The organism is Nocardioides marmoriginsengisoli (assembly GCF_003725695.1).
GTDB classification, from domain to species: domain Bacteria; phylum Actinomycetota; class Actinomycetes; order Propionibacteriales; family Nocardioidaceae; genus Marmoricola; species Marmoricola marmoriginsengisoli.
On sequence record NZ_RJSE01000003.1, the window covers coordinates 617,081 to 640,787 of the forward strand.

At 71.1% G+C, this 23,707-nt stretch carries 26 protein-coding genes; 8 read left to right on the forward strand and 18 right to left on the reverse strand.

The window, feature by feature from the left end; genetic code table 11:
• Nucleotides 1–42 precede the first annotated feature (42 nt).
• Both EFK50_RS04955 and EFK50_RS04960 read right to left on the reverse strand, forming a co-directional pair.
• Complete coding sequence (locus tag EFK50_RS04955) at nucleotides 43–1,233, reverse strand: lipid-transfer protein (RefSeq protein WP_123226413.1); 1,191 nt, start codon at nucleotides 1,231–1,233, stop codon at nucleotides 43–45.
• Nucleotides 1,230–1,709: a Zn-ribbon domain-containing OB-fold protein gene (locus EFK50_RS04960; protein ID WP_123226414.1), complete on the reverse strand. Its 480-nt coding sequence runs from the start codon at nucleotides 1,707–1,709 to the stop codon at nucleotides 1,230–1,232. Before EFK50_RS04960 ends, EFK50_RS04955 begins: the two co-directional genes overlap by 4 nt.
• A gap of 118 nt (nucleotides 1,710–1,827) precedes the next feature.
• Between EFK50_RS04960 and EFK50_RS04965 the strand changes: the two genes are divergently transcribed.
• Both EFK50_RS04965 and EFK50_RS04970 read left to right on the forward strand, forming a co-directional pair.
• Nucleotides 1,828–2,661, forward strand: coding sequence for an adenylate/guanylate cyclase domain-containing protein (locus EFK50_RS04965; RefSeq protein WP_183407685.1), 834 nt, complete (start codon nucleotides 1,828–1,830; stop codon nucleotides 2,659–2,661).
• Nucleotides 2,658–3,587, forward strand: a complete 930-nt coding sequence (locus tag EFK50_RS04970) for an MBL fold metallo-hydrolase (protein ID WP_123226416.1) — start codon at nucleotides 2,658–2,660, stop codon at nucleotides 3,585–3,587. Before EFK50_RS04965 ends, EFK50_RS04970 begins: the two co-directional genes overlap by 4 nt.
• Here the strand turns inward: EFK50_RS04970 and EFK50_RS04975 are convergent.
• The 6 genes from EFK50_RS04975 to EFK50_RS05000 form a co-directional block, all read right to left on the reverse strand.
• Nucleotides 3,584–4,255 (reverse strand): dihydrofolate reductase family protein, encoded by a 672-nt coding sequence (locus EFK50_RS04975; RefSeq protein ID WP_246004035.1) that lies wholly within the window; start codon nucleotides 4,253–4,255, stop codon nucleotides 3,584–3,586. The genes EFK50_RS04970 and EFK50_RS04975 overlap by 4 nt on opposite strands.
• Nucleotides 4,237–4,746, reverse strand: coding sequence for a class III extradiol ring-cleavage dioxygenase family protein (locus EFK50_RS04980; protein ID WP_123226418.1), 510 nt, complete (start codon nucleotides 4,744–4,746; stop codon nucleotides 4,237–4,239). Before EFK50_RS04980 ends, EFK50_RS04975 begins: the two co-directional genes overlap by 19 nt.
• On the reverse strand, nucleotides 4,743–5,606 hold the full coding sequence (folP, locus tag EFK50_RS04985) for a dihydropteroate synthase (protein WP_123226419.1): 864 nt from the start codon (nucleotides 5,604–5,606) through the stop codon (nucleotides 4,743–4,745). The genes EFK50_RS04980 and folP overlap by 4 nt, the downstream gene beginning before the upstream one ends.
• Entirely contained in the window at nucleotides 5,603–6,544 is a 942-nt protein-coding gene (locus tag EFK50_RS04990) for a glucosyl-3-phosphoglycerate synthase (RefSeq protein ID WP_123226420.1), read from the reverse strand. The genes folP and EFK50_RS04990 overlap by 4 nt, the downstream gene beginning before the upstream one ends.
• 56 nt (nucleotides 6,545–6,600) lie before the next feature.
• Nucleotides 6,601–7,656: an alpha/beta hydrolase gene (locus EFK50_RS04995; protein ID WP_123226421.1), complete on the reverse strand. Its 1,056-nt coding sequence runs from the start codon at nucleotides 7,654–7,656 to the stop codon at nucleotides 6,601–6,603.
• 98 nt (nucleotides 7,657–7,754) lie between these two features.
• Nucleotides 7,755–8,528, reverse strand: coding sequence for a polyprenol monophosphomannose synthase (locus EFK50_RS05000; RefSeq protein WP_123226422.1), 774 nt, complete (start codon nucleotides 8,526–8,528; stop codon nucleotides 7,755–7,757).
• A 51-nt stretch (nucleotides 8,529–8,579) separates the two neighbouring features.
• On the opposite strand from EFK50_RS05000, the gene EFK50_RS05005 reads away from it, so the two are divergent.
• Complete coding sequence (locus EFK50_RS05005; protein ID WP_123226423.1) at nucleotides 8,580–9,446, forward strand: alpha/beta fold hydrolase; 867 nt, start codon at nucleotides 8,580–8,582, stop codon at nucleotides 9,444–9,446.
• 4 nt (nucleotides 9,447–9,450) lie between these two features.
• Here the strand turns inward: EFK50_RS05005 and EFK50_RS22075 are convergent, their stop codons facing one another.
• Complete coding sequence (locus tag EFK50_RS22075) at nucleotides 9,451–9,591, reverse strand: hypothetical protein (protein WP_183407686.1); 141 nt, start codon at nucleotides 9,589–9,591, stop codon at nucleotides 9,451–9,453.
• A 125-nt stretch (nucleotides 9,592–9,716) separates the two neighbouring features.
• On the opposite strand from EFK50_RS22075, the gene EFK50_RS05010 reads away from it, so the two are divergent.
• A complete protein-coding gene (locus EFK50_RS05010; RefSeq protein ID WP_123226424.1) occupies nucleotides 9,717–10,367 on the forward strand; it encodes a TetR/AcrR family transcriptional regulator in 651 nt (216 codons plus the stop codon).
• Here the strand turns inward: EFK50_RS05010 and EFK50_RS05015 are convergent.
• The 7 genes from EFK50_RS05015 to EFK50_RS05045 are packed head-to-tail and all read right to left on the reverse strand — an operon-like array spanning nucleotide 10,333 to nucleotide 18,281.
• Nucleotides 10,333–11,043, reverse strand: a complete 711-nt coding sequence (locus EFK50_RS05015; RefSeq protein WP_123226425.1) for a TetR/AcrR family transcriptional regulator — start codon at nucleotides 11,041–11,043, stop codon at nucleotides 10,333–10,335. The genes EFK50_RS05010 and EFK50_RS05015 overlap by 35 nt on opposite strands.
• Nucleotides 11,044–11,050: 7 nt before the next feature.
• Nucleotides 11,051–11,683, reverse strand: coding sequence for a hypothetical protein (locus tag EFK50_RS05020; protein ID WP_123226426.1), 633 nt, complete (start codon nucleotides 11,681–11,683; stop codon nucleotides 11,051–11,053).
• Nucleotide 11,684: 1 nt separating this feature from the next.
• Nucleotides 11,685–13,346, reverse strand: coding sequence for a choice-of-anchor P family protein (locus EFK50_RS05025; protein WP_123226427.1), 1,662 nt, complete (start codon nucleotides 13,344–13,346; stop codon nucleotides 11,685–11,687).
• On the reverse strand, nucleotides 13,343–14,050 hold the full coding sequence (locus EFK50_RS05030; RefSeq protein ID WP_123226428.1) for an ABC transporter ATP-binding protein: 708 nt from the start codon (nucleotides 14,048–14,050) through the stop codon (nucleotides 13,343–13,345). Before EFK50_RS05030 ends, EFK50_RS05025 begins: the two co-directional genes overlap by 4 nt.
• On the reverse strand, nucleotides 14,047–14,832 hold the full coding sequence (locus EFK50_RS05035; protein ID WP_123226429.1) for an ABC transporter ATP-binding protein: 786 nt from the start codon (nucleotides 14,830–14,832) through the stop codon (nucleotides 14,047–14,049). Before EFK50_RS05035 ends, EFK50_RS05030 begins: the two co-directional genes overlap by 4 nt.
• Nucleotides 14,813–16,840, reverse strand: a complete 2,028-nt coding sequence (locus EFK50_RS05040) for an ABC transporter permease (RefSeq protein ID WP_123226430.1) — start codon at nucleotides 16,838–16,840, stop codon at nucleotides 14,813–14,815. The genes EFK50_RS05035 and EFK50_RS05040 overlap by 20 nt, the downstream gene beginning before the upstream one ends.
• 4 nt (nucleotides 16,841–16,844) lie before the next feature.
• Entirely contained in the window at nucleotides 16,845–18,281 is a 1,437-nt protein-coding gene (locus tag EFK50_RS05045; RefSeq protein ID WP_148046057.1) for an ABC transporter substrate-binding protein, read from the reverse strand.
• A 295-nt stretch (nucleotides 18,282–18,576) separates the two neighbouring features.
• Between EFK50_RS05045 and EFK50_RS05050 the strand changes: the two genes are divergently transcribed.
• Genes EFK50_RS05050 through EFK50_RS05065 form a run of 4 tightly spaced genes read left to right on the forward strand, consistent with a single transcriptional unit; the run spans nucleotide 18,577 to nucleotide 22,010 of the window.
• Entirely contained in the window at nucleotides 18,577–19,116 is a 540-nt protein-coding gene (locus tag EFK50_RS05050) for a hypothetical protein (protein WP_123226432.1), read from the forward strand.
• Nucleotides 19,113–20,618 (forward strand): hypothetical protein, encoded by a 1,506-nt coding sequence (locus tag EFK50_RS05055; protein ID WP_123226433.1) that lies wholly within the window; start codon nucleotides 19,113–19,115, stop codon nucleotides 20,616–20,618. The genes EFK50_RS05050 and EFK50_RS05055 overlap by 4 nt, the downstream gene beginning before the upstream one ends.
• 22 nt (nucleotides 20,619–20,640) lie before the next feature.
• The gene (locus tag EFK50_RS05060) at nucleotides 20,641–21,579 is read left to right on the forward strand and encodes a glycosyltransferase family 2 protein (RefSeq protein ID WP_123226434.1); all 939 of its coding nucleotides are present in this window, start codon (nucleotides 20,641–20,643) and stop codon (nucleotides 21,577–21,579) included.
• A 38-nt stretch (nucleotides 21,580–21,617) separates the two neighbouring features.
• The gene (locus EFK50_RS05065; RefSeq protein ID WP_281273989.1) at nucleotides 21,618–22,010 is read left to right on the forward strand and encodes a GtrA family protein; all 393 of its coding nucleotides are present in this window, start codon (nucleotides 21,618–21,620) and stop codon (nucleotides 22,008–22,010) included.
• Here EFK50_RS05065 and EFK50_RS05070 read toward each other — a convergent pair.
• Together EFK50_RS05070 and EFK50_RS05075 are read right to left on the reverse strand one after the other, a co-directional pair.
• Complete coding sequence (locus EFK50_RS05070; RefSeq protein WP_123226436.1) at nucleotides 22,003–22,854, reverse strand: SDR family oxidoreductase; 852 nt, start codon at nucleotides 22,852–22,854, stop codon at nucleotides 22,003–22,005. The two genes, EFK50_RS05065 and EFK50_RS05070, sit on opposite strands and share 8 nt — an antisense overlap.
• The gene (locus tag EFK50_RS05075; protein WP_123226437.1) at nucleotides 22,851–23,603 is read right to left on the reverse strand and encodes an SDR family NAD(P)-dependent oxidoreductase; all 753 of its coding nucleotides are present in this window, start codon (nucleotides 23,601–23,603) and stop codon (nucleotides 22,851–22,853) included. The genes EFK50_RS05070 and EFK50_RS05075 overlap by 4 nt, the downstream gene beginning before the upstream one ends.
• Between the last annotated feature and the right edge of the window lie 104 nt (nucleotides 23,604–23,707).

Consider the following 23,707-nt stretch of genomic DNA (forward strand, 5'->3'; position numbering starts at 1 on the left):
CCCGGGGGCACCCGCGTCACGATCCCGCCGGCGTCAAGGCGGTCAGCGCGCGACGATGACCGACGAACCGTGGCCGAACAGGCCCTGGTTCGCGGTGATGCCGATCCGGGCGCCCTCGACCTGACGGCCCTCGGCCTGGCCGCGGAGCTGCCAGGTGAGTTCGCAGACCTGCGCCAGCGCCTGGGCCGGGACCGCCTCGCCGAAGCAGGCCAGACCGCCCGACGGGTTGACCGGGATCCGGCCGCCGAGGGTGGTGTCGCCGGCCCGGAGCAGCTGCTCGGCCTCACCGCGCTTGCAGAGCGCCAGGTCCTCGATCCAGTCCAGCTCGAGCGCGGTCGAGAGGTCGTACACCTCGGCCACGTCGACGTCCTCGGGACTGATCCCGGCCTCCTCGTAGGCGGCTTGCGCGATCGACTCCTTGAACGTGAACTCCGGCACGCCGCCGGCCGAGGACTCCGTCGACATCAGCGGCATGTCGATGACGGTGTTCGGGAAGGTCGGGGTGACCGTGGAGATCGCCTTGATCCTGACTCCCCCGCCCAGGTTGTGCTTGGCGGCGTACTCGGTCGAGCACAGGATCACCGCGGCGGCACCGTCGGAGGTCGCGCAGATGTCGAGCAGGTGCAGCGGGTCGGCCACGATCGCCGAGCTCAGCACCTCCTCGGCGACGACCTCCTTGCGGTAGCGCGCGTTCGGGTTGCTCAGGCCGTGCTTGGCGTTCTTGACCTTGACCTGGGCGAAGTCCTCGCTGGTCGCGCCGTACAGGTCCATCCGGCGGCGCGCGTAGAGCGCGAAGTAGGCCGGGTTGGTCATGCCGAGCAGCCGGAACCGCAGCCAGTCCGGGTCGTCCCAGCGCTCGCCGGCGTTGGGGGCCAGGAACCCCTTCGGGGTGGTGTCGGCGCCGACCACGAGGGCCACCTCGGAGAGGCCGGCGAGGATCCGGGCGCGGGCGGTGTCCAGGGCCTGGGCACCGGTCGCGCAGGCGGCGTAGCTGGTCGCGACCCGGGCCCCGTTCCAGCCGAGCGCCTGGCCGAAGGTCGCCCCGGCGACGTAGCCGCCGTACCCGTTGCGGACGGTCTCACCGCCGACGATCAGGTCCACGTCGGTCCACGGGATCCCGGCGTCCGCCAGCGCCGCGCGGGCCGCCACGACGCCGTACTCGACGAAGTTCTTGCCCCACTTGCCCCAGGGGTGCATGCCGACCCCGGCGATCGCGACGTCGTTGGCAGTCACTGCGCACCTCCAGGCGTCTCGACGAGCTCGACGTCCGGGCTCGTCACGGGCTTCCAGCGCCAGATGGTGCGGTCGCCGCTGTCGTCGGTGTAGAGGGTCTCGACGACCAGCTCCATCTCGTCACCGACCTTGAAGTCGTTCACGGTGAAGCCGTCGGCGACCTGGCCGAGCACCACGATGCCCTCGGCGAGCTCGACCGCGGCCAGCGCGAACGGGACGTAGGGGTCGGTCGCGGGGATGTACGGCGCCGGCGGCTGGTACTGCGCGTCGGTGTAGGACCAGACGCGGCCCCGGCGGGACAGCTCGGTGTCGGCGAACTCGTCGCCGTCGCACGCGGGGTTGCGGCAGAAGCCGGCCGTCCGCGGGAAGAACACCGTGCTGCAGGTGGTGCACTCCGACCCGATCAGCGCCGGCCCGGAGCCGGCTCCGTCCCCGCTCGTGAACCAGCCCTCGATGGCCGGACTTGTCGCCGTCATTTCGCTCCTGGAAGATCGGTACCCGGGAGGGCCGGTACGGCCCGTCTCGAAGGTAGAACCTGTTCTGAACTATCTCATGGGTCACCGAGCGGAAACATCGGTGTGTCAGAGTTCAGGCGTGCTCGAAGCCACGACGACCGCCTGGATCCTGGCCGCGGCCCTGTTCCTGGCCGTGGCCGCCCTGGCCGCCTGCCTGGTCGCGCTGCGCCAGACCCGGGCCGAGCTCGCCGAGGCCAACCTGCGGGTCCCGCCGCCGCTGCCCGGAGGTGCCGCCCCGCGAGCCGTGCTGACCGCCGGCACCGCGATGCGCGGCGTGCTGGAGGCGGTCAGCCGGGTCCGTGAGCAGGGCGTCGGCGGGATGCTGGTCAGCACCCTCGAGGACTTCAACCGGTGGGCCGCCGACCAGCGCGCCGCGATCGGCCGGATGGCGTCCGAGGACGGCACCGTGACGATCTTCTTCTCCGACATCGAGAACTCCACGCTGATCAACACCCAACTGGGCGACAGCCGCTGGCTCAAGGTGCTCGGCGCCCACGACCACCTGGTCGAGACCTACGTCGAGAAGTACCGCGGCCTGATCGTGAAGAGCTTCGGCGACGGGCACATGGTCGTCTTCTCCACCCCGGACCTGGCGATCGCCGCGTCGCTGGACATCCAGCGCGCCCTCGGCGCCCACTGGAACCGCAGCCGGGAGCTGCGCCGGACGCCGATCCGGGTGCGGATCGGGCTGCACACCGGCACCGCGATCGAGCGGGACGGCGACTACTTCGGTCAGAACGTCGCGCTGGCTGCCCGGGTCGCCGCCCAGGCCCAGGGCGGTGAGGTGCTGGTGACCGGCGAGATCGCCGCAGCGATGGCCGACTACTACGCGTTCACCGAGGCCGAGTCGGTCGAGCTCAAGGGATTCGAGGGCGAGCACGCGCTGTTCCACGTGGAGGGGGTGGTCGGATGAGGCTCAAGCTCGGCAGACCGGCGATCGCCGACCACTGCTCCCGGTTCGACGTCCCCGAGTCCGACGGCACCGGGCTCCGGGTCACCTTCCTGGGTGTCAGCACGCTGCTCCTCGACGACGGTACGTCGGCGATCCTGACCGACGGGTTCTTCAGCCGCCCCGGGCTGCTCTCGGTCGGACTCGGCAGGATCGCGCCGAACGAGGACCGGATCGCCGCGTGCCTGGCCAAGGCCGGGATCGACCGGCTCGACGCGGTGCTGCCGGTGCACAGCCACTTCGACCACGCGATGGACTCCGCGGTCGTCGCGGCTCGCACCGGGGCCCGGTTGATCGGCGGCACCTCGACGGCGAACATCGGTCGCGGTGGGGGTCTCGCCGAGGAGCGGATCACCGTCGTCACGCCCGGGGAGCCGATCGTGGTGGGTCCCTGGACGCTGACCCTGGTCGCGTCGCACCACTGCCCGCCGGACCGCTACCCCGGCGAGATCACCGAGCCGGTGCGGCCACCGGTCAAGGCGGCGGCGTACAAGTGCGGCGAGGCCTGGTCGATCCTGGTCGCGCACGACAGCGGCCGCACCGCCCTGGTGCAGGGCAGCGCCGGGTTCGTGACCGGCTCGCTGGCCGGGCGGAGCGCCGAGGTCGCCTACCTGGGCATCGGCCAGCTGGGGATCCAGGACCAGGACTACCTGGCGTCGTACTGGGCGGAGACGGTCAGCGCGGTCGGCGCCCGGCGGGTGGTCCTCACCCACTGGGACGACTTCTTCTCACCGCTGCCGATGACCACCGAGGACCCGCCGCTGCGGGCGCTCCCGTACGCCGGCGACGACCTCGACGTGACCCTGCAGGCGTTCACCCGGTTCGCCGAGCGCGACGGCGTGGCGCTCTCCTTCCCGGTGGCCTGGCGCCGGGAGAACCCCTGGGCCTAGGTCAGCCAGCGGCCGAGCAGGGTCCCGTCCTGCTCCAGCAGCACGGCGAGGGCGAGGTCGGCCCGGATCGACTCCCCCATCACGATCCGCGGGTGCACGCCGCCGATCGCCTGCGGCACGAAGGTCAGGCAGAGCTCGTCGGCCGCACCGGCGTCGAGCAGGTCGCGGAGCAGGTGCGGGCCGCCCTCGCTGAGCAGGTTCTCCAGGCCGCGGCCGACCAGGGCGGCCTTCATCGCGGCCAGGTCGACCTGGGTGTCGCCGGCGACGATCACGTTCTCGGTGCCGAGCAGCTCCTGCGCGGCGGCCAGGCCCGGAGAGGTCGCGCAGGTCGCCAGCAGCACCTTGCCGGCGGGCGCGTCCTGCAGGCCCTCGGGTACCTGGCCGGAGTGCGACACGATCACCAGCGGCACGTCGGCGACCCGGTAGCCCTCGGTCCGCGCGGTGCCGGCGCCGACGATGATCGCGTCGGCCTGCGCGCGGAGCGCGTCGAAGACGGCCTTGTCGGCCGCGTTGTTGATCGAGCCGCTCGTGCCGGACTCGCCGTTGGCGGCGCCGTCGAGGGTGCTGACCATGTTGACCCGCAACCAGGGCAGGCGCGGCGGCGCGTAGAGGTCGGCCAGGTCGTCGGATCCCGGCGCCAGCGTGTCGATCAGGACTCGCACTGCCACCTCACCACCCAGTACTGCACCCCGTACGGCGCGTCGTCGTAGTCGACCTGGACGTCGAGCACCCGGGTGGTCCCGGCCAGCCGACGGCCGAGCGCGGCCAGCACCAGCGCGTCCTCGCCGGCCCAGAGCTCCTCGGCCAGGGGCACGTCGATCCTGGACAGGGCCTCAAGGTCGCCGGTCGCCAGCGCCTTCCCGACGACGGCGTCGTAGCCCTCGGCGCGCTCGTCGAACGCTCCCGGGGCATTCTCGGTGCGCATCGCCGAACCACCGGCGGCGACCAGCAGCCCGGGCACCGCCTCGACCGGGTCACCGACCAGGTGCCGGGCGACCTCGAGCCCGGCCGGGGAGCCGGCGACACCGCCGACGGGCCCGTCTTCCAGGACCCACGCGGTCGCCGCGTGCACGGCGGCGCGTAGTTCCGGGATCGGGTCGGACGCGGAGGCGTACCGCGGCAGCAGCGCCAGCGTCGAGGGCACGACCACGATTCTCATGCGAGCCCCCGGATCGCCCGCTGCGGCAACCGGCGGCCGGCGATGGTGTTGACCATGTCGACGGTCTGGCGGGTCTCGACGACCTCGTGCACCCGGTAGATCCGCGCCCCGGCGAGCGCGCAGACGGCCGTCGCCGCCAAGGTGCCGGTCAGTCGTTCACCCACCGGGAGGTCGAGGCTCTCCCCGACGAAGTCCTTGTTCGACAGCGACACCAGCACCGGCCAGCCGGTCGCCACCATCTCGTCCAGCCGGCGGGTGAGCTCCAGGGAGTGGAAGGTGTTCTTGCCGAAGTCGTGCGCCGGGTCGATCACCACGCTCTCCCGGGCGACGCCGGCGAGGACTGCCCGCTCGGCGTACGCGATGGTGTCGGCGACCGCGCTCTTCACCACGTCGTCGTACTCGATCCGGAAGGGTCTGGTCCGCGGCGTGACGCCGCCGGTGTGGGTGCAGATGATCGCGGCACCGTACGACGCGGCGACGTCGACCAGCCCGGGATCGGCCCCGCCCCAGGCGTCGTTGAGGACGTCGGCACCCGCCTCGCAGACCGCGGCGCCCACCTCGGCCCGCCAGGTGTCCACCGAGATCACCAGCCCGGGGAAGGCGTCCCGCACCCGGGCGACGAAGTCCACCACCCGGCCCTTCTCCTCGTCCGGGTCGATGAACACGCCGGGTGCCGCCTTGATGCCGCCGATGTCGACGATCTCGGCGCCCTCGTCGACCACCTGGACGACCCGTTCGAAGGCCTTGTCCTCGGCCCAGGTCGCGCCCTTGTCGTAGAACGAGTCCGGGGTCCGGTTGACGATCGCCATCATCAGGGTGGCGTCGTCGGCGAAGGAGTGCCGGCCGAGCTTGAGGGTCATCGGAGGAATCCTGCCGCCGGGGGACGTTCGCTCTGGGGGACGAAGCGATCGGTCGCGGTGGCCACCCCGTCGACCGGGTGGAACTGCCGCAGCACCGATCCGTCCCCGGGACGGTGCTCCCAGCCGGCCCGGTCCAGGGCTGCCGCCAGGATCTGGGTCGCCATCCCGCCGAGGTCGCGCAGCGCCTGGTGCCGGTGCGCACGCCGGCCGAGGTCGACCTGGGCGATCGCGTCGATGCCCCGGGTGCGTGCGGTGTCGATCAGGGCGGTGGTCTCGACCGCGTAGCCGGTGGGCACCGTGAGCGAGGCGAACAGCTCCCGTCGCACGGCCCACTCGCCGGCCAGCGGCTGGACCAGCCCGGCGAGCTCGGGGAAGAGCAGGTTGAGCAGCGGGCGGGCGACCAGCTCGGTGACCCGGCCGCCCTCGTACGCGCCGGCGTCGGCGGACCCGTCGGCCAGCGGGCGCTCGTAGTACCCCTTGACCAGCGCGATCTCCGGGCGGGTCAGCAGCGGGCCGAGCAGGCCGGGCACGAAGTGGGTGTCCCAGTCGAGCAGGTCGGCGTCCATGAAGACCAGCACGTCGCCGGTGGTCACGAAGAGCGACTTCCACATCGCCTCGCCCTTGCCCGGGTACGAGTCCAGGTCGGGTCGGATCTCCGCAGACCGGTGCACCACCGCGCCGGCGTCCTGGGCGACGACGTAGGTGTCGTCGGTCGAGTCCGAGTCGATCACCACGATCTCGTCGAGCAGGTCGGTGGTCTCCACCAGTGCCTCGCGGACCCGGGTCACCACGTCACCGACGGTGGCGGCCTCGTTGCGGGCCGGTACCACCAGGCTGACGCTCAGCCCGCTGGACGCCTTGGCCGCGAGCAGCTCGGTCAGCGTGCGCTCGCACCAGGAACTGGTGTTCGCGGCGAACCAGGAGTCGACATCGGTCACGTGGCGAGACTAACGGCCGACCAGAAGGCGCAACTCAACAGTCCGGAACGGCCCACTCAGCGTTGCTTGAGGGCGCGCAGCTTGTCGGGGACTGCGTCCTCGACGAAGGCTGCTAGCTCCTCAAGGGCTTGGGCGCCTTCGGGTACCAGGCCGGCGGCGGCTTGGAAGACGTGGACCTGGTGGTCCCAGACCTGGAGCTCGACGTCGACGCCGGCGGCGAGCAGCGCCTCGGTCATCGCCTCGGCGTCCGGGAAGACCATCTCCGCGGAGCTCGCCTGGATCAGCGACCGCGGCAGGCCGTGCAGCGCGGCGCGGCTGGGCGGGTCCGGGAGCGCGTGCGCCTCGCCGGCCCGGCGGGACGCCCGGAGCACCACCTCGGCGAGACCGTCGAAGCAGTTGCTCGGGAAGAGTGCGCAGGTCTCCGCGGACTCGGCGTTGACCTTGGCGGTGCCGTCGAAGTCGATCAGCGGCGACATCGCGACCAGCCCGGCCGGCATCGGCAGCCCGGCCTCGGCGGCGGCCAGCGCCGTCTGGAAGGTCAGGTACCCGCCGGCCGAGTCGCCCATGATGATCACCTGCGAGGCCGGCACGCCCGAGTCGAGCACGTAGCGGTAGGCGTCCAGCGCGTCCGCGACCGAGGCGCTCACCGGGTGCTTCGGCAGCTGGCGGTACTCCACCGCGATCACGCTGGCCCGGGTCTCCTCGGCGATCCGGGACATCAGCTGGCGGTGCAGGAACCGGCCGCCGACGACGAACGCGCCGCCGTGCAGGTAGACGATCACCCGGTCCTCGGCGGACGGCGTCCGGAGCACCTCGGCCTTGCAGTGCGGCAACTCCATCCGCTCGTAGGTGGTCCCGGGGACGGTGCGCAGGGCGAGGCCCGCGTAGTCGACGACGAAGTACGGCCAGGGCGCGAGCGGCACCCGGGCCCACAGCGAGATGAACGGCTTCACCGTGCTGGACATCGCCCGGGCCAGGATCGAGGAGCGCACCGACCCGCCACCGAACTCGGTCCGCGGCACCCGGCGGGGGCCGACCTCGACGACGTCGAACGGAGCGGCCTCGAGCGGCGCGACCAACCGCAGTGCCTGCGCGTGCGAATTCGTGCTCATCGAAGGTCCCCCTCACGTCGATCCGTCCTCAGAACGTACCGGGACGGCAACCAGGAATTCGGCAGTTTCGCCTTGTGGGCGAGGGAATTTCCGTGCTTTCAGGCCGCCGTACGGCGACGCGCCCGGGGTTCGCGGCCCCGGATCTCCGCGATCCGCCAGCGCAGCACCAGCCCGAGAGCCTCCCGGGCGATCGATCCGGACATCTTGGACGCCCCGGCCGTGCGGTCGGTGAAGGTGATCGGGACCTCGGTGATCCGCAGGCCGCGCCGGGTCGCGTTCCAGGTGTTCTCGATCTGGAAGGAGTACCCGTTGGACTCGGACGCCAGCACGTCGATGGTCCGCAGCGCCTCGGCCCGGAAGGCCTTGAACCCGGCCGTGGTGTCGCGCACCGGGGTGCCGAGCAGCAGCCGTACGTACAGGTTGCCGCCGCGCGAGATCAACTGCCGGTGCCAGCCCCAGCGCTTCACCCCGCCGCCGCGGACGTAGCGCGAGCCGACCGCCACGTCGGCGTCGTCCAGCGCGGCGAAGAGCGCCGGCAACCGGTCGGGCGGGTGCGAGAGGTCGGCGTCCATCTGGGCGATCTGCTCGTAGCCGTGGTCGAAGGCCCAGGCGAAGCCGGCCCGGTACGCCGCGCCGAGACCGCCGCGGCCGGGGCGCCCGAGCAGGTGCACCCGGTTGCCGAAGTCGGGGTGCGCCGCCACCAGCGGGCCGGTGCCGTCCGGGCTGTTGTCGTCGACGACCAGGACGTGGCACTCGGGCGCGGCGGCCAGCACCGCGTCGATCGCGCGGAGCACGTTCGGCGCCTCGTTGTAGGTCGGGACCACGACCACGCGGCGAGGCGTGGACGCGGTGGCACCCGGACCGGAAGTCATGAGGCAACCCTAGGCCGTGCGCGGTCGGCCGAGTACGCCAGGATGTCGGGCATGGACGAGATCCGGATCGACCTGCCCCAGGTATCGCTGAGCGCGCTGACCTGGGGACCGGCCGACGGGCCGCTGGCCCTGCTGCTGCACGGGTTCCCGGACACGGCCCGCACCTGGCGTCACCTGGGGCCCGACCTGGCCGCGGACGGCTGGCGGGTGGTGGCGCCGTACCTGCGCGGGTACGCCCCCTCCGACGTGCCGGCGGACGGTCGCGGCGACGTGGCGGCACTGATCTCGGACGTCCTCGGCCTGCACGCCGCCCTGGGCGGCGGACCGGACGCGGTCCTGGTCGGCCACGACTGGGGCGCGATCACGGCCAACGCCCTGGCCGCCCACGAGGACTGCCCGTTCGCGAAGGTGGTGACGCTCTCGGTGCCGCCGTTCGCCGCGCTGCGGTCGCCGAACGTCGCCCGCAGCCTCCCCCGGCAGCTGCGCAGCAGCTGGTACATCCTGTTCAACCGGCTCCCCTGGCTGCCCGAGCGGGCCTACGCCCGGCTGGTCCGCAAGCTCTGGCGGGACTGGTCCCCCGGGTATGACGCCGCCGAGGACCTGCCCGCGGTGCTCGCGGCGATGGCCGGTCCGGAGAACCGGCGCACGATCATCGGCTACTACCGGGCGCTGCTCAGCCCGTTCGGTCCGCCGCCGGCGTACCGGCGCTGGAAGGGTGCCGAGATGCGGCTCCCGCTGCAGCCGATCCTCTCCCTGCACGGCGACCGGGACGGCTGCCTGGACCCGCGGCTGGCCGCCCTGGCCGAGCCGCACCTGCCGCCCGGCAGCCAGGTCGTGCTGGTGCCGGAGGCCGGCCACTTCCTGCAGCTGGAGCAGCCCGCGGCCGTCAACCACCTGATCCGCGCCTACCTGGCGTGAGGAGCTACGCCGACCAGGGCAGCCTCGGGTTGACCGGAGCCGGGGCGAACCGGGACGGGTCCGAGTCGACCTCGGTCGATCGACGCCGGTCGGCGAACGCCGCCACCACCAGGGCCGCCACGAACGCGGCGGTCACGAATCCCACTGCAATGAATATCCCGAGCATCGGCAAACACCATCCTCGATGAGGGTGTCGGAAAGATCCGGCGCCTCCTTCCTTTGTACGCCTGATCCGGGCGAACTCCAAGGGTTTGCCGATAGCGTCAGCGGGTGGCCACGCCCCAGGAACCCGCCCGGCGCCCCGACGCGCGCCGTACCCAGGCGGAGCGGCGCGCCGAGAGCGAGCAGCGGCTGCTGACCGCCTCGGTCGAGCTGATCGTCGAGCAGGGTCTGGCCCGGACCTCGCTGGCCGACATCGGCCGCCGGGCAGGCGCGAGCCACGCACTGGTCAACCACCGCTTCGGGTCCAAGGACGAGCTGGTCGACCGGATCATCGAGGAGGCCACCCGGTACTACGCGCACGCGGCTCGGACCCGGATCGGCGCCCGGACCGGGCTGGACGCGGTGCTCGAGCTCTGCGCGCTCTACCTCGACCTGGTCGACGGGCCGGACCCGATCGGCCGGGTGCACGTGGTGCTGTGGAGCGAGGCGGTCGCGCACAGCGCCTCGCGGCGCAACGCCCAGCTCGAGTGGGACCGCCAGTTCCGGGACTTCGTCTCCGGACTCATCGAGGACGGGGTCGCCGAGGGCTCGATCCGCGCCGACGTGCCGGTCGCGGACACCGCGCTGACCATCGTCGGCGCGCTGCGCGGCACCGCCATGCAGCTACTCGTCGACGGCGGCATCGACCTCGACTCCGCCCAGTCGCTGATCCGGGAGCTGGTGCTCAGCGACCTACGGGTGCGTCCGGACGCGGGTTGAGGACGGTCGGCCGGAGCATCCGGTCCAGGTGGTCGAGCGCCACCGTCCGCGCACCGGCGATCGAGCCCGCTGCCGGGTCCAGGATCTGCTGCAGCGCGACCCCGCGGAGCAGCCCGACGATGACCACCGCGGCCGGGACCGGGTCGACGTCCGCACGGACCGACCCGCGCGCGATCCCGTCCTTGATCATCGTCGCCAGCGAGGAGCGGAACACCCGGTCCCAGCTCGGCCGGGTCCGGTGCTCACCGGAACCGTTGGCGATCGCCTCGCTCCAGACCAGCAGGTGCACCCGGGCCACCGGGTCCGGACCCTGGACCAGGCTCAGGTAGGTCTCGGCGAGGACCCGCACCGCCAGGGCGCCGGTGGCGTTGCCGATCCGCTCGACCATGGTGGTGGTGAAGAGCCGGGCCGCCTCGTCGGTCAGCCGAGCGATCATCGCGTCCTTGGAGCCGAACCGCTGGTGCACCAGGCCGTGGCTGTAGCCCGCCCGGCGGCCGATCTCGGCCAGCGAGGTGCCCTCGATGCCGCGCTCGACGAGCAGCTCCGCGGCAGCCCGCAGTAGCCGGCGCTCGCTCTCCGCCCGCCGCTCCACCTGGGTACGGCGAGGGGCGGACCGTCGGGTGCCGGCGGCTCCGCGCGCCGGCCCGAGATCGGGCGCGGCGCTGACCGTCGTCATCGGTGCCTCAGGACTGGCAGAGCCTGCACGGGACCAGGCCGTCGGCGTTGGCTCCCACCGGCTGCAGGTCCTCGCGACCTGCGATCAGGTCGCAGTCGGCGCGGTGCATGGTCTTGCCGCGCCCGGCGGTCACCAGCACCGAACCCGCGTCCCGGGCACGGGCCGGCGTCGCTGCCGGCCGGGCGGCCGGTGCGGCAACGGTCTCGGCCGGAGCCGCGTAGGGCGCTGCGACAGCGGTCTCGACCGGCGCCGCCCCATTCTGGGCTGAATTCTGGGCGACCGCGTCCGCCAGCAGCAGCAGCGTCTCGGAGAGCTGGCGCTGCGCGTCCTTCTGGTCCGCGGCGATCCGGGCGAGCCAGGAGCCGAAGTACAGGAAGCCGCCGACGAAGGTGATGCCCAGACCGAGGACGCCGCCGGAGATCAGGTACGGGATCTGGTCGTACTGGTACAGCGTGTGCGCGGCGCCGTACCAGCCGAGGCCGATCACGATCAGACCGGTCGGCAGCAGCACCGCCCCCGCGACGAAGAGGACGAGGTGCAGCAGCTGGGCCGGGTTGCCCCGGAGCGGGGCCACCCCGTCCCTGCTCGATGCCCTCGGCATCGTGTGGGCCGGAGCCTGCTGGGCTTGGATCGTGGTCATCTCATACCTTTCTGAGGTCGGGGATGCCGGCCCGGAGGCCGTGGGCACAGGTGACGGCGCCCCCGAAGAGCAGGGAACCGGAGCGGAAGATGTACCAACCGAGGCCTCCCCCGATCGCGAGACCGAGGAGGACGAGCCAGGTCGGCAGCTTGTCCAGCGGCGGCAGCCCGGACGTGGCGTTCCGGGGAACGACCGGCGTGGTGACCGACGGCTGCTCCCCACCGGCCTGGACCGGGGGCAGCTCGCCGGGCATCGGACCGCTGTCGATGCCCGGGCCACCGTCGGTGCCGCCCGGGGTCTCGGTGGTGGGACCGCCGGTGGTCGGCGGGGTCACCGTCGGGCCGGGGTCGATCCCTGCCACGGTCTCGGCGCGGGAGGTGGCCTGGCCGAGGACGATGTCGAGCTGCGGGGTGGCGTCGCCGAGGGCGATGATCAGGCCCTTGAGGATGCCTGCCTGGCCCGGGAGGTCGGGGAACTTCTCCATCAGCTGGCCGAGCGGCAGCTTCGGGAGCTTGCTGAGCAGCGGCGCCGTCTTGATGGTGATCCGGAGCGCCTCGGCGGTGACCGAGCCGGCCGGGCCGGTCTTGGACTGGGTCGCCTTGCCGAGGTCGATGCTGATCCCGAGCGCCTTCAGGGCCGCCGCCGGGGCGTCCGGGAGACCGGGGATCGGGTTGACCTTGCCCATCGCCTCGATGCCGTCGCCGGTCATCGCGAACTTGTTGCCGGCGATCGACAGCGCGCCCATCGTGACCTTGCGGGAGATCACCGCACCCTTGGCGAGGTTGCTGGTCACGGTGGTGATCACCTCGACGCCGTCGAGCTTCACGATGCCGCCGAGCAGGCCGATGCTGCCCAGCCGGCTGGTCGCGGTGGCGATGACCGAGTCGCCCTCCTCGTCGTACGTCGTCGAGGAGATGCTCTCCATGCCGCCGGCCTTGATCAGCAGGCTGAGCAGGCCGAGCGGGCTGGTCGACGGGGTCTCGCCGGGGCCGGCCGTCGACGCACCCGCGAGCAGACCGCTGAGCGCGCTGAGGTCGCCGGACTGGAGCAGCTCCAGGGGGGTCTTGGGCTTGGTGCCGGTGCCGTCGCCGCCGGGATCGACATCGCCGGCGGTCCCGTAGCCGACCTTGGCTACGGCCTTCTTCGGGGACGTGGTGACCTTGCCGGTCATCCCGGGGAAGAACTCCTGGGTGGCCGCGGCGGTGTCGCCAGGGCTCATCGCGTTGACCTGCACCGGGTAGCCGCCGTCGGTCAGCGCGCCCGGAAGACCGAGCTGCTCGCCGAAGGTCTTCAGGCCCTCACCGACCGCGTCGCCGGGCCAGAGCGCCGAGGCCCGGGCGCTGCCGATCGGGCCCGAGGTGCTGCCGACCTTGGTGTAGGAGAAGTTCAGCTCGAGCTGGGGGTCGGACGGGATCGGGATCGCCGGCTCGCGCAGCTCGATCCGCAGCGGCGTCGCCTGGGCGTAGGTGCTCCACCCGCTGTAGTCGGCCGCCTGCGCCGGCATCACCGAGGCGGCGCCGCCGATCGAGAGCAGGCCGAGGACGGCAGCGCTCGCGACGGTCCGCTTGGCGCGCCGGCTGGCGGTCTCGATCCGCCGCGCGACGGTCTTGTCATAGAGCGTCTTCTCGCCCTTGTGGTCGTTCGTGCACTCGCCGCAGGTCATGCAGCACCCCCCAGAATCACATCAGCCATGATCGCGTTGATCTCGTCAGGCTCTCCCGTGGCGACGACCGTTCCCCCGGTCATCACCGCTGCGTAGTCGGAGACCCGCAGTGCCGTGCGCGCGAACTGCTCGACCACCAGGATCGAGACACCGGTCTCGGCGATCTTCGCGACAGTTTCGTAGAGCTCGTCGACGATCAGCGGCGCCAGGCCCATCGACAGCTCGTCGAGCAGCAGCAGCGCCGGGTCGGAGGCGAGCGCGCGCGCCATCGCCAGCATCTGCTGCTCGCCGCCGGACATCGTCCCGGCCAGCTGGAAGCGGCGCTCGTGCAGCCGCGGGAAGTAGCTGTACGCGGTGTCGAAGACCGCCTCCGGCGCGACGCCGGCGTACGACATCAGGAGCAGGTTCTCCTCGACCGTCAGGTTCGGGAAGACACTGCGCCCCTCGGGGATCGTGGTCAGGCCGAGCCGCGCCAGGTCGTCCGGCTTGGCGCCGGTGACGTGGATGCCGGCCAGGTGGATGTCCCCGGAGGTCTGCTGCATCTGACCGCTGATCACCTTGAGAAGCGTCGACTTGCCGGCGCCGTTCGGACCGAGCAGCGCCACCACCGCGCCCTTGGGCACGGTCAGGTTCACCCCGCGGAGCACCTCGATGCGGCCGTAGGCGGCGTGCAGGTCGATGATGTCGAGAATCGGGACGCTCACAGGACAACCTCTTCGTTCACCAGCGGCAGCACGGCCGTGTCGTCCCCCGCCGGTCCGTCGTCCGAGTAGCCCAGGTAGGCCTTCTGGACCACCGGGTTGGCGCGCACCTGGGCGGGCGTCCCGTCGGCGATGACCGAGCCGAAGTCCAGGACGTGGATGGTGTCGCAGACGTTCATCACCAGGTCCATGTCGTGCTCGACCATCAGGATCGTGCGGCCCTCGTTCGCGAGCTGCTGGAGCAGCTCCCCGAAGGCCTCGGTCTCGGACTCGTCCAGCCCCGAGGACGGCTCGTCGAGGAGCAGCAGCTTCGGGTCGCAGGCCAGTGCTCGGGCGAGCTCGAGCAACCGCGCGGTGCCGGTCGGGATCGAGTCGGCCCGGTCGTCGGCGTGGTTGGCGATGCCGACCAGGTCGAGCAGGTCGTCGACGTCGTTCTGGACCGAGCGGAACAGCCCGGCGAACCCGTCGTGGATGTCGAACGCGGTCCGGACGTTCTCGGCCACGGTCAGCGACCCGAAGGCCTCCAGCCGCTGGAAGGTCCGGCCGATCCCCCGCCGGGACCGGCGGTGCACCGGCATCCGGGTGATGTCCTTGTCGTCGAAGACGACCCGGCCCGAGGTCGGCGTCTGCAACCCGGTGACCACGTTGAACGTGGTGGTCTTGCCGGCGCCGTTCGGGCCGATCAGACCGGTGATCGAGCCCTGCTCGACCTCGAAGTTCGCGTGGTTGACGGCGGTCACGCCGCCGAACTGGACGACGACGTCGTCAACGTGCAGCAACGGCATGCGTGTCCACCTCCTCTGCCAACGGTCCGGCGCCGGGATCCCCGCCCGGGTCCCCGTCGTTGTGGTCACCGTCGTCGTAGTCATCGTCGTCGCGGCGGCCGAAGCCGTACTCCTGGGCGCGCAGCGCCATCCCCGGGTACTTCTCCGCGAGCGCGGGGAAGAGCGAGCCCTGGATCCACCGCGGCAGCTGGAACAGGTAGTACGCCAGTCCGTTCGGGTTGCGGCCGAGGATGATCGCGCCGACCGCGAGCAGCACGAAGAGCAGCCCGGCGATGTCCGGGTTCTCCCCCTGCGCCACCGGCAGGTACATCATGAAGACGCCACCGAGAGCGGCACCGGTGATCGAGGTGAGGCCCCAGACACCGGCCATCAGCAGCAGGAGCAGGCTGTTGAAGTACAGGAAGTCGTTGGCGGTGATCGACATCCGCATGCTGATCAGCAGCGCCCCGGCCAGGCCGGCGATGGAGGCGGACCCGGCGAAGACGCCGACCCGGAACCAGCGCATGTCCAGCCCGAGGGTGCCGCAGGCGGCCTGGCTGTCGCGCATCGCGATCAGGATCCGGCCGAGCCGGCCGCGCCGGATCGCGATGATCACGAAGGCGACCAGCACGAAGAAGACCGCCATCATGATCACCGTGCTGGTCAGCGACTCGAACTTGTAGCCGAGGACCGAGAGCCGCTCCGCCTTCAGCGGGTTGTTGAACTCGAAGGCCCAGGCCGAGGTGAAGATCAGCTTGTCCATCAGCTGGCCGAACGCCAGGGTGGCGAGCGCGAGGTAGAGACCGGTCAGCCGGAGCACCGGGATCGCCACGATCGCGCCGACCAGGCCGGTCCCGATGATCGCGACCGCGAGGCCGAACAGGTTGGGCTGCTCGACCTGGCTGTAGATCACCGCGCCGACGCCGGCGAAGGCGAACTGGGCCAGCGAGACGAAGCCGCCGTACCCGGTGAGCAGGACCAGCGAGAGCATCAGGATGCCGTAGGCGATCGCGGTGCCCACGTTGAGCAGGGTGGAGTCGGCCATCCCGCTGACCAGCAGGACCACGAAGCCGATCAGGCCGATGCCCCAGACACCGGTCTTGGTCGGCGACGGCACCGGCGCGGAGACGAGGCCCTTGACCTGGCCGATCCGGAGCGGCGCCTGCGGCAGCAGCACCAGGATCGCGAACAGGAAGATCGTCGGCACCACCGGCGGCAGGCCGGTGAGGTTCTCGGCACCCGGGAACTTGTCCAGGTACCCGACGACGTACGACGACGCCAGGCCGAGCGCCATCGCGCCGACGTAGGTCATCGGCAGGCTGGTCAGCTTGCCGAGCATCGCCGCGGCATACGCGGAGATCACGATCAGGGTGAGCAGGTAGAAGTCCATCCCGATCTGGGGGGCGAGCAGGATCCCGCCGAGCGCGGCCAGCGAGGTGCCGACCGCCCAGGCGAGCGCCGAGACGACCTCGGCACGGCCGCCGTACAGACCGAGCAGCTCGGCGTTGTCGACGCTGGCGCGCATCGCCGTACCGACCCGGGTCCGGGCCAGCAGCACGTACAACCCGCCGGCGACCAGCAGCGACAGCACCAGCGTGATGATGTGCTGCGGGGTGATGACGATGCCCCAGACGTCGAACCGCTTGTCCGGGAAGAACTCCGGGATCGCCCGGGCCTCCGGCTTCCAGATCTGGGTGGCGATACCGATCATCGCGACCAGGAGCGCCACCGTGACGACCAGCGAGACCCCGACCGGGGCGGTGCCCAGGCCGCGGGTGACGAACCGCTGCAGCAGCACGCCGGTCAGCGGAGCGCAGATACCGAGCACCAGCACCAGCGAGAGCCAGGCCGGCAACCCCTGCCGCTGGGAGAAGTCCCAGTAGACGAAGGTGAAGAACATCCCGATCGCACCGTGGGCGATGTTGAACACCCGGGTGGTGCTGTAGGTGAGCACGAGACCGCTGGCCGCGATCGCGTACGCCGCACCGGTGAAGATCCCGATGACGGTGTAGGAGAGGAACTCGTTCACCCGGTCACCGGCCCACGCTGGAACCGTTGCACATGTACTTCGTGGAGCCGAGCGGCACGAACTTGCCACCCTTCACCTGCAGGAACCGGACGCAGGACGGCGAGTGCTTGCCGCCCACGTCCATCGGGCCGTGCATGCCGCCACCGGTCCACTTGTGCACCGACGTGAAGCTCTTCGCCAACGTCGACCGGTTCAGCTTGCCGCCGAGGGCGATCGAGTTCTGCACGAAGAGCTTCGCGGCCGACCAGGCGAACTCGCCGAAGAAGGTCGGGTTCGCGCCCGGCGCCACCTGCTGGAGCCACTGCTTGTACAGGTTCAGCTCGGGCTGGCTCTCCTCGAGCGGGGTGAAGTTGATGAACATGAAGACGCCCTCGACCGCGGAGCCGCCGGTCTTGAGGAAGTTCACGTCGTAGACCGAGGGGTCGTAGAGGCGGACCTGCGGCTTGAAGCCGCCGGCCTGGATCGCCTTGGCCAGGGTCACCGACTGCTGGTACGCGCCGATGAACTGGACGTACTCGACACCCAGGCTCTTCATCTTCTGCACGTACGGCGCGTAGCTGGCGGTCGCGACGTCGATCCCCTGGGTGTAGAGGAACTTCATCCCGCGCTTCTCCTCGACCTTCTGCTGGGCCTTGGCGTTCTCCGCGGCGGCACCGGCGTTGAGGTAGAGGAAGGCGGCCTTCTGGCTGGCGGCCTTGTAGTTCTTCACGATGAAGTCCGGGACCGCGTTCGAGAACTCGTACGGTCCCGTCGGCTGCGCGCCGAAGCAGGTCTTGCAGCTGTTCCGGGTCGCCGTCACGACCGCGGTGCGCATGTCCGGGAGGCCGCAGTTCTCGGCGGTCTGGGCGCCGCCGGAGTCGAAGGCCGACATCGAGCCGACCGCGGCGAAGACCGACTCGCAGAGCTTCTGGTACGACGCCTGGTCGGCACCGGCGTCCGTTCGCGAGTCCAGGTTGGTCAGCTCCAGCTTGCGACCGCAGATGCCGTTCGGCTGGGTCGTGTTGAAGTACTTGACGTACGCCTTCGTGGCCTGCTGCGCGGCCTCGAAGAGACCCGGGACCGGGCCGCTGATGTCGGACGAGTTGCCGATCTTGATCGTCGAGTCCGAGATGCCCTGACCGTTCTTGAACCCGTCGCAGGAGCCGGCCTTGACGCCCGGGGCGATCGGCTGGTTGCCGCCGCCTCCCGGGTTGCCGGTGCCACCGGGGGTGTTGCCGGTGCCACCGGGGGTGTTGCCGGTGCCGCCCGGGTCCGTGGTGCCCGGATCGTTGGTGCCCGGGTCGGTGCCGGGGTCGACCGGATCGCCGGTCACCGGGTCGACTCCGTTGCCGTTCGAGTTCCCGCCGTTGATCGAGCCGTTCAGCTTGTCGTTGGCCGCCTTGACTTCCTCGGGCGTCCGCTGGGAGCCACCGCAGGCAGCCGGGATGGCGAGCGCGAGCACGACCACTCCGATTCCGAGTAGCCGACGGGCCCGGGCGGACCTCACAACGCTTTGCACAGCAGCACTCCTGACGCCAGTTCTTCCGGTGAGGACGAACAGAAAGTAGATGTGCATCACATAACTGCACAAGGGGTAAGAAGTTACTTTCTGAAACGTGTTCTATTTCGAGTATGGGGGTTGACACCGGCTCGCGGAAGGATTTCCGGGTGTCGGTGTGGGCCCAACTCGGGTCCTACCCCGCCGTGCACCCCTATATGCTGCCGACGAACTTTGTTGCCCAGCGGGAGTACTGAACTTGGACAGGCATGGTCCCGCGGGCTCGCGGAAGCGCGCGACGGTCGTCGCGGGCTGCGTCCTCGGTGCGGTCCTGATCGTGCTGAGCCCGCAGTTCGGACGGGCCGAGCCGTCCGGCCGCTACCGGCCGCCGCTGCCCCCGGACGCGCTCACCACCGGCTGCTACCCGCTGCCCACCGGGCTGACCATCGACTTCCCGTACCAGGTGCGCACCGACGAGGACCTGGCCGACGGGCGGACTCGCCGGCTGGTGCTGCAGTACGACGAGATCGATGCCGACCAGGCGCGCCGGGACCTCGCCGAGGCGTTGGTCCGGGCCGGGTTCACCCCGCGCGCCCGCGGTGACGTCCTCGACTACGCCAAGCCCGGCGTCGGCCAGGTCCGCGCGACCATCACCCCGATCCCCCGCCTCGGCGACGACGACCTGGTCCGCGGCACCGTCGAGCTGATCCTGCCGAAGGTCGCCCGCACCTCCGACGCGCCCGAATGTCTGGACCGGTTCTCCACCAAGCGGTTCGCCGAAGCGGAGCAGGACCGATGAGGGGCCGGATCCTCGCCGGGGCGTCCACCTCCACCAAGGTGCTGGTCGGCCTCTTCGCCGCGCACCTGCTGCTCAAGGTGGTGCTCTTCCCGTACATGTCGCACGCGCCGCTGCACGGCGACGAGCGGTACTACTTCGACAGCGCCCGCGCGCTCTCCAACCTGGTCCGCGACCTGGTCGGCTTCGGGCCGGTCGACACCGCCGAGCTGAAGCGCAACCTGGTCGGCAACGGCTGGTTCATGCCCGGCAACGGCATCCTGATCACGCCGCTGTTCCTGGTCGACCCGCACGCGTCGATCGTGACCATCCGGCTCTACCTCGGTGTCGTCACCAGCCTGCTGCTGCTGATCACGGTGATCCGGGTCCGGCACGTCCTCGGCGACCTGTACGCCGCGATGCTGCTCGTCGTGCCCGGCCTGATCCCGATGTGGCTGCTCTTCTCGATCGGCGGCTGGGGCGACCTGGTCGCGGGGCTGCTGATCGTGCTGCTGATCACCGAGCTGGTCTCCTGGATCCGCACCCTCCGGGTCGGCCACCCGCCGTCCGCGTGGGCCGCCGTCCGGATGGGGCTGATCTCGATCGCGGTGGTCTACGCCCGGTCCAGCGCCTCGATCCTGGTGCTCGGGATGGGCATCGTGGTCCTGTTCGTCTCGCTGACCCTGCTCCGCGGCCGCGACCGGGTCCGCGCCGTCCTCGCCGGCGGCCTGGCCGGGGTGGTCTTCCTGCTGCTGCTCGCGCCCTGGTCGCTGTTCGCGTCGCACTCGCTCGGCGGCCGGGTCATCACCACCACCTCGGTGCCGACCGTGCTGGCGAACACCTTCGGGGACCGCGACGAGCTCTGCTACGGGCCGTGCGACCCGACCAGCACGATCTGGTTCACCCCGGTGCGCTACGCCCGCGAGGTGGCCCGGGCGACCGACACCAACGAGTTGGTCGTGCTCAAGGAGATGTCCGCCTACGCCCGTCAGGACGTCACCCCGCGCAGCTACGCCGACGACGTGCTGATGGGGTTCGCGCGCTACACCTTCCAGCCGGCCTCGTTCAGCAAGGACGTCCGGTCGCCGGACCACTCGCCGGAGGCGATGCACAAGTTCATCCTGTACGCGACCAACGTGATGTGGGCGTTCCTGGCCGTCTCCGGGATCGGCCTGCTGCTCACCGTCGTCCGGCGCACCGTCGACGCCCAGGTGATCAGCCTGCTGGTCACCCTCGGGATCGGCTCGCTGCTGACCCAGCCGTTCGTGCACATCGCCGGCTCCCGGTACTGGACCAGCGCCGCGCCGCTGGCCGGTATCGCCGCCGCGTTGCTGCTCTTCCTGATCGATGCCCGCCGCGCTCAGCCGAGGTTCAGCCAGGGCACCTGGATAATGAAGGGCGACACCGAGCACGGCTCGGCGATCAGCGAGCCGGTGATCAGCCGGTGGCTGACGATCGTCCAGACCGTCCTCGCCGCCGCGGTGGTGCTGGTCGCGGTCGGGCTGGTCGTCCTCGCCACGATCTGAACGCAACGAGAAGGAAGCTCCCATGACGTCAGTCGCCTACATCCTCCCGGTCTACGAGGAGGAGGAGAACCTAGCGGTCTTCCACGCGGCGATGCAGGCGGCGACGAGCACCCGGCCGGACCTGGACTTCGAGTTCATCTACGTCAACGACGGCAGCAAGGACAACTCGCTGGAGGGCCTCCTCGAGCTGCGCGCCACCGACCAGCGGGTGACCGTGCTCAGTCTTTCGCGCAACTGCGGCCACCAGGTGGCCGTGACCGCGGGCCTGGACGCCGCCGGTGAGGCCGACGCGGTGATCATCATGGACACCGACCTCCAGGACCCGCCTGCGGTCAGCATGGAGATGATCACGATGTGGCAGGACGGCGTCGACGTCGTCTACGCCCAGCGGCGCAGCCGGAAGGACGGCGCCTTCAAGCGGGCGACGGCGTACGGGTTCTACTGGGTGCTGGACCGGCTCGCCTCGATCGACATCCCGCGCAACGTCGGCGACTTCCGGCTGATGGACCGCCGCGTCGTCGCCGAGGTGAACCGCTACCGCGAGCAGGACCGCTTCCTGCGCGGCATCGTCGCGCACGTCGGCTTCCGGCAGGAGGCGCTGCTCTTCGACCGTGACGAGCGGTACGCCGGCGAGACCGGCTACCCGCTGCGGAAGATGCTCTCCTTCGCCGCCAGCGGCATCATCGGGTTCTCGACGATGCCGCTGAAGATGATCTCCCGGCTCGGCTTCGCGATCTCCGCGCTGAGCGTGGTGCTGGCGGCGTACGTCTTCGGGGTCCGGGTCTTCAACCCCGACGACTCCGTGCCGGGCTGGGCGTTCCTCGGGGTCGGCATGTTCCTGCTCAGCGGCATCCAGCTGATCATGATGGGCGTGATCGGCAGCTACCTGGGCCGGGTGTACGTCGAGACCCAGGACCGGCCGCTGTACTCGCTCTCCCTGGTCGCCCGGGGTGCGTCCTGATCGGCGACCTGGTCCGGAAGGCGTTCTCCTCGACGGCGCTGCGCTTCGGCGGCGTCGGCGTGATCAACACCGCGATCGACACCGGCCTGTTCGTGCTGCTCCACGACCGCCTCGGCATCCTGCTCGCGAACCTGGCCTCCACCAGCGCCGGGATGACGTTCAGCTTCATCGTCAACGGGCTCTTCACCTTCCGCGCCGAGAAGCTGACCGTCCGGCACGCCGCGACGTTCCTGGCGACCACCGGGTTGACCATGTGGGCGGTGCAGCCGGTGGCGATCCACCTGCTGCTCGGCGTGATCGATCAGGTGCTGGTGGCGAAGCTCGTGTCGATCGCGATCTGCTTCGTGCTCAACTTCGCGGCGTACCGGTTGGTGGTGTGGCCGGTCGACAGCTCCGCTGTCGGCGAGCCCTACGACCCCGAGCTCACCTAGTCCGCGCGGCCAGCTTCCGCTGCTTCGCGATGAACCGGATCGACGCCTTCTGCGTCACCGCCGGCAACCACCGCTGCAGCCGGTACGCCATCCGGGCCTGCACCGGTTCCACCACCAGCGCCTCCCCGCCCGCCACCGCGGCCAGGGTCCGGGCGGCCAGCGCGTCCGGGTCGACCGGCTTCCGGATCCCCTGCCCCTTGAGGAAGTAGTCGCGACCCCGGACCGCGCCGAACTGGCCCTTGTCCAGGATCGGGGTGTTCACCGCCGCCGGGCAGATCGCGGTCACGCCGACGCCGTACGCCGCCGCCTCGGAGCGGAGCGCCAGCGACAGGCCGACGACCGCGTGCTTGGTCATCACGTACGACGTCAGCAGCCCGGCTGCCATCAGCCCGCCCATCGAGGCGGTGTTGACGATGTGGCCGCCGCCCTGCCGGATCATCACCGGGTAGGCGGCCGCGACGCCGTGCACCACCCCGCGGATGTTGATGTCGATGATCCGGTCCCACTGGGTCAGGGTCAGGTCCTGGGTCTCGCCGATCAGGCTGATCCCGGCGTTGTTGAAGATCAGGTCGAGCCGGCCGTGCTCGGCGACGACCTCGTCGACCAGCGCCTGGACGGCGGCGGCGTCGGTGACGTCGACCGCGACGCCGCGTGCCGAACCCGGGCCGAGGCCGGCAGCCACCGTCGCGGCCGCCTCGCCGTCGAGGTCGGCGAGCACCACGGTCGCGCCTGCGGAGACGAGGGCGGAACCGAGCGCGGCGCCGATCCCGGAGCCCCCGCCGGTGACGATCGCGGTGCGGCCGGCGTACGCGCCCGGGGCCGGAACCTTCCGGACCGCCCTCATCCGAACGCCGCCATCACCAGGCCGTGCAGGTCGGGGTAGCGCTGCAGGTGCGCTCCCCCGTTGATGTCCAGGTTCTCCCCGGTGACCCAGGTCGACTCCGGGCCGAGCAGGAAGCGCAGCGCAGCGGCGATCTCCGACGGCTCGCCGCTGCGGCCGAGCGGCGTGTTCTCCAGGTAGCTGTCCCGGACGCCGGGGATGTCCATCGCCGGCTCGGTCAGCGGCGTGACCACCAGTCCCGGTGAGACCGCGTTGACCCGGACCTTGCGGGCGGCCAGCTCGAGGGCCGCCACCTGGGTGAGCATCACCAGCCCGGCCTTGGCGGAGCAGTACGCCGCCATCCCGGTGCCGGGCTGACGGGCGTTCAGCGAGGAGAGCGAGACCAGCGAGCCGCCGTCCGCGACCCGCTGCCCGGCGTGCTTGAGGACCAGGAAGGCGCCGGTCAGGCAGACGTCGAGGACCCGGCGGAACTCGGCCGCGTCGTGCTCGACGACCAGACCGAGCGTGCTCACGCCGGCGCAGTTCACGACGCCGGTGAAGCCGCCGTGCTCGGCGACGACCTGGTCGAACAGGGCCGCGACGCTCGCCTCGTCGGCGACGTCGACGGCCACGAACGACCCCGGTCCGCCGGCCGGCGGGTTGAGGTCGGCGACCACGACGGTGTGCCCGTGCGCGGCGAGGTCCTCGGCGGTCGCCCGGCCGATTCCGGATGCGCCCCCGATGACCACGGTGACGGGTGCTGCCTGGCTCATGCGTGCTCCTGACACTTGTCGATTGTGATTGACACGTGTCAAACGTAGACCCTAACGTGGTCTGCGTCACCCCCTTGACCGCAACTATTTCCGCCAGGAGTCCC

Bases quoted from the DNA above. Each gene is read 5' to 3' on its own strand.
- EFK50_RS05075 (WP_123226437.1), bottom strand. From the start codon at position 23,603: ATGAGCCAGGCAGCACCCGTCACCGTGGTCATCGGGGGCGCATCCGGA.
- folP (WP_123226419.1), bottom strand. From the start codon at position 5,606: ATGACCCTCAAGCTCGGCCGGCACTCCTTCGCCGACGACGCCACCCTG.
- EFK50_RS05025 (WP_123226427.1), bottom strand. From the start codon at position 13,346: ATGACCTGCGGCGAGTGCACGAACGACCACAAGGGCGAGAAGACGCTC.
- EFK50_RS05005 (WP_123226423.1), top strand. From the start codon at position 8,580: ATGGACGAGATCCGGATCGACCTGCCCCAGGTATCGCTGAGCGCGCTG.
- EFK50_RS05070 (WP_123226436.1), bottom strand. From the start codon at position 22,854: ATGAGGGCGGTCCGGAAGGTTCCGGCCCCGGGCGCGTACGCCGGCCGC.
- EFK50_RS04995 (WP_123226421.1), bottom strand. From the start codon at position 7,656: ATGAGCACGAATTCGCACGCGCAGGCACTGCGGTTGGTCGCGCCGCTC.
- EFK50_RS05035 (WP_123226429.1), bottom strand. From the start codon at position 14,832: ATGCCGTTGCTGCACGTTGACGACGTCGTCGTCCAGTTCGGCGGCGTG.
- EFK50_RS04960 (WP_123226414.1), bottom strand. From the start codon at position 1,709: ATGACGGCGACAAGTCCGGCCATCGAGGGCTGGTTCACGAGCGGGGAC.
- EFK50_RS05000 (WP_123226422.1), bottom strand. From the start codon at position 8,528: ATGACTTCCGGTCCGGGTGCCACCGCGTCCACGCCTCGCCGCGTGGTC.
- EFK50_RS05055 (WP_123226433.1), top strand. From the start codon at position 19,113: ATGAGGGGCCGGATCCTCGCCGGGGCGTCCACCTCCACCAAGGTGCTG.
- EFK50_RS04970 (WP_123226416.1), top strand. From the start codon at position 2,658: ATGAGGCTCAAGCTCGGCAGACCGGCGATCGCCGACCACTGCTCCCGG.
- EFK50_RS05020 (WP_123226426.1), bottom strand. From the start codon at position 11,683: ATGACCACGATCCAAGCCCAGCAGGCTCCGGCCCACACGATGCCGAGG.
- EFK50_RS05060 (WP_123226434.1), top strand. From the start codon at position 20,641: ATGACGTCAGTCGCCTACATCCTCCCGGTCTACGAGGAGGAGGAGAAC.
- EFK50_RS04980 (WP_123226418.1), bottom strand. From the start codon at position 4,746: ATGAGAATCGTGGTCGTGCCCTCGACGCTGGCGCTGCTGCCGCGGTAC.
- EFK50_RS05015 (WP_123226425.1), bottom strand. From the start codon at position 11,043: ATGACGACGGTCAGCGCCGCGCCCGATCTCGGGCCGGCGCGCGGAGCC.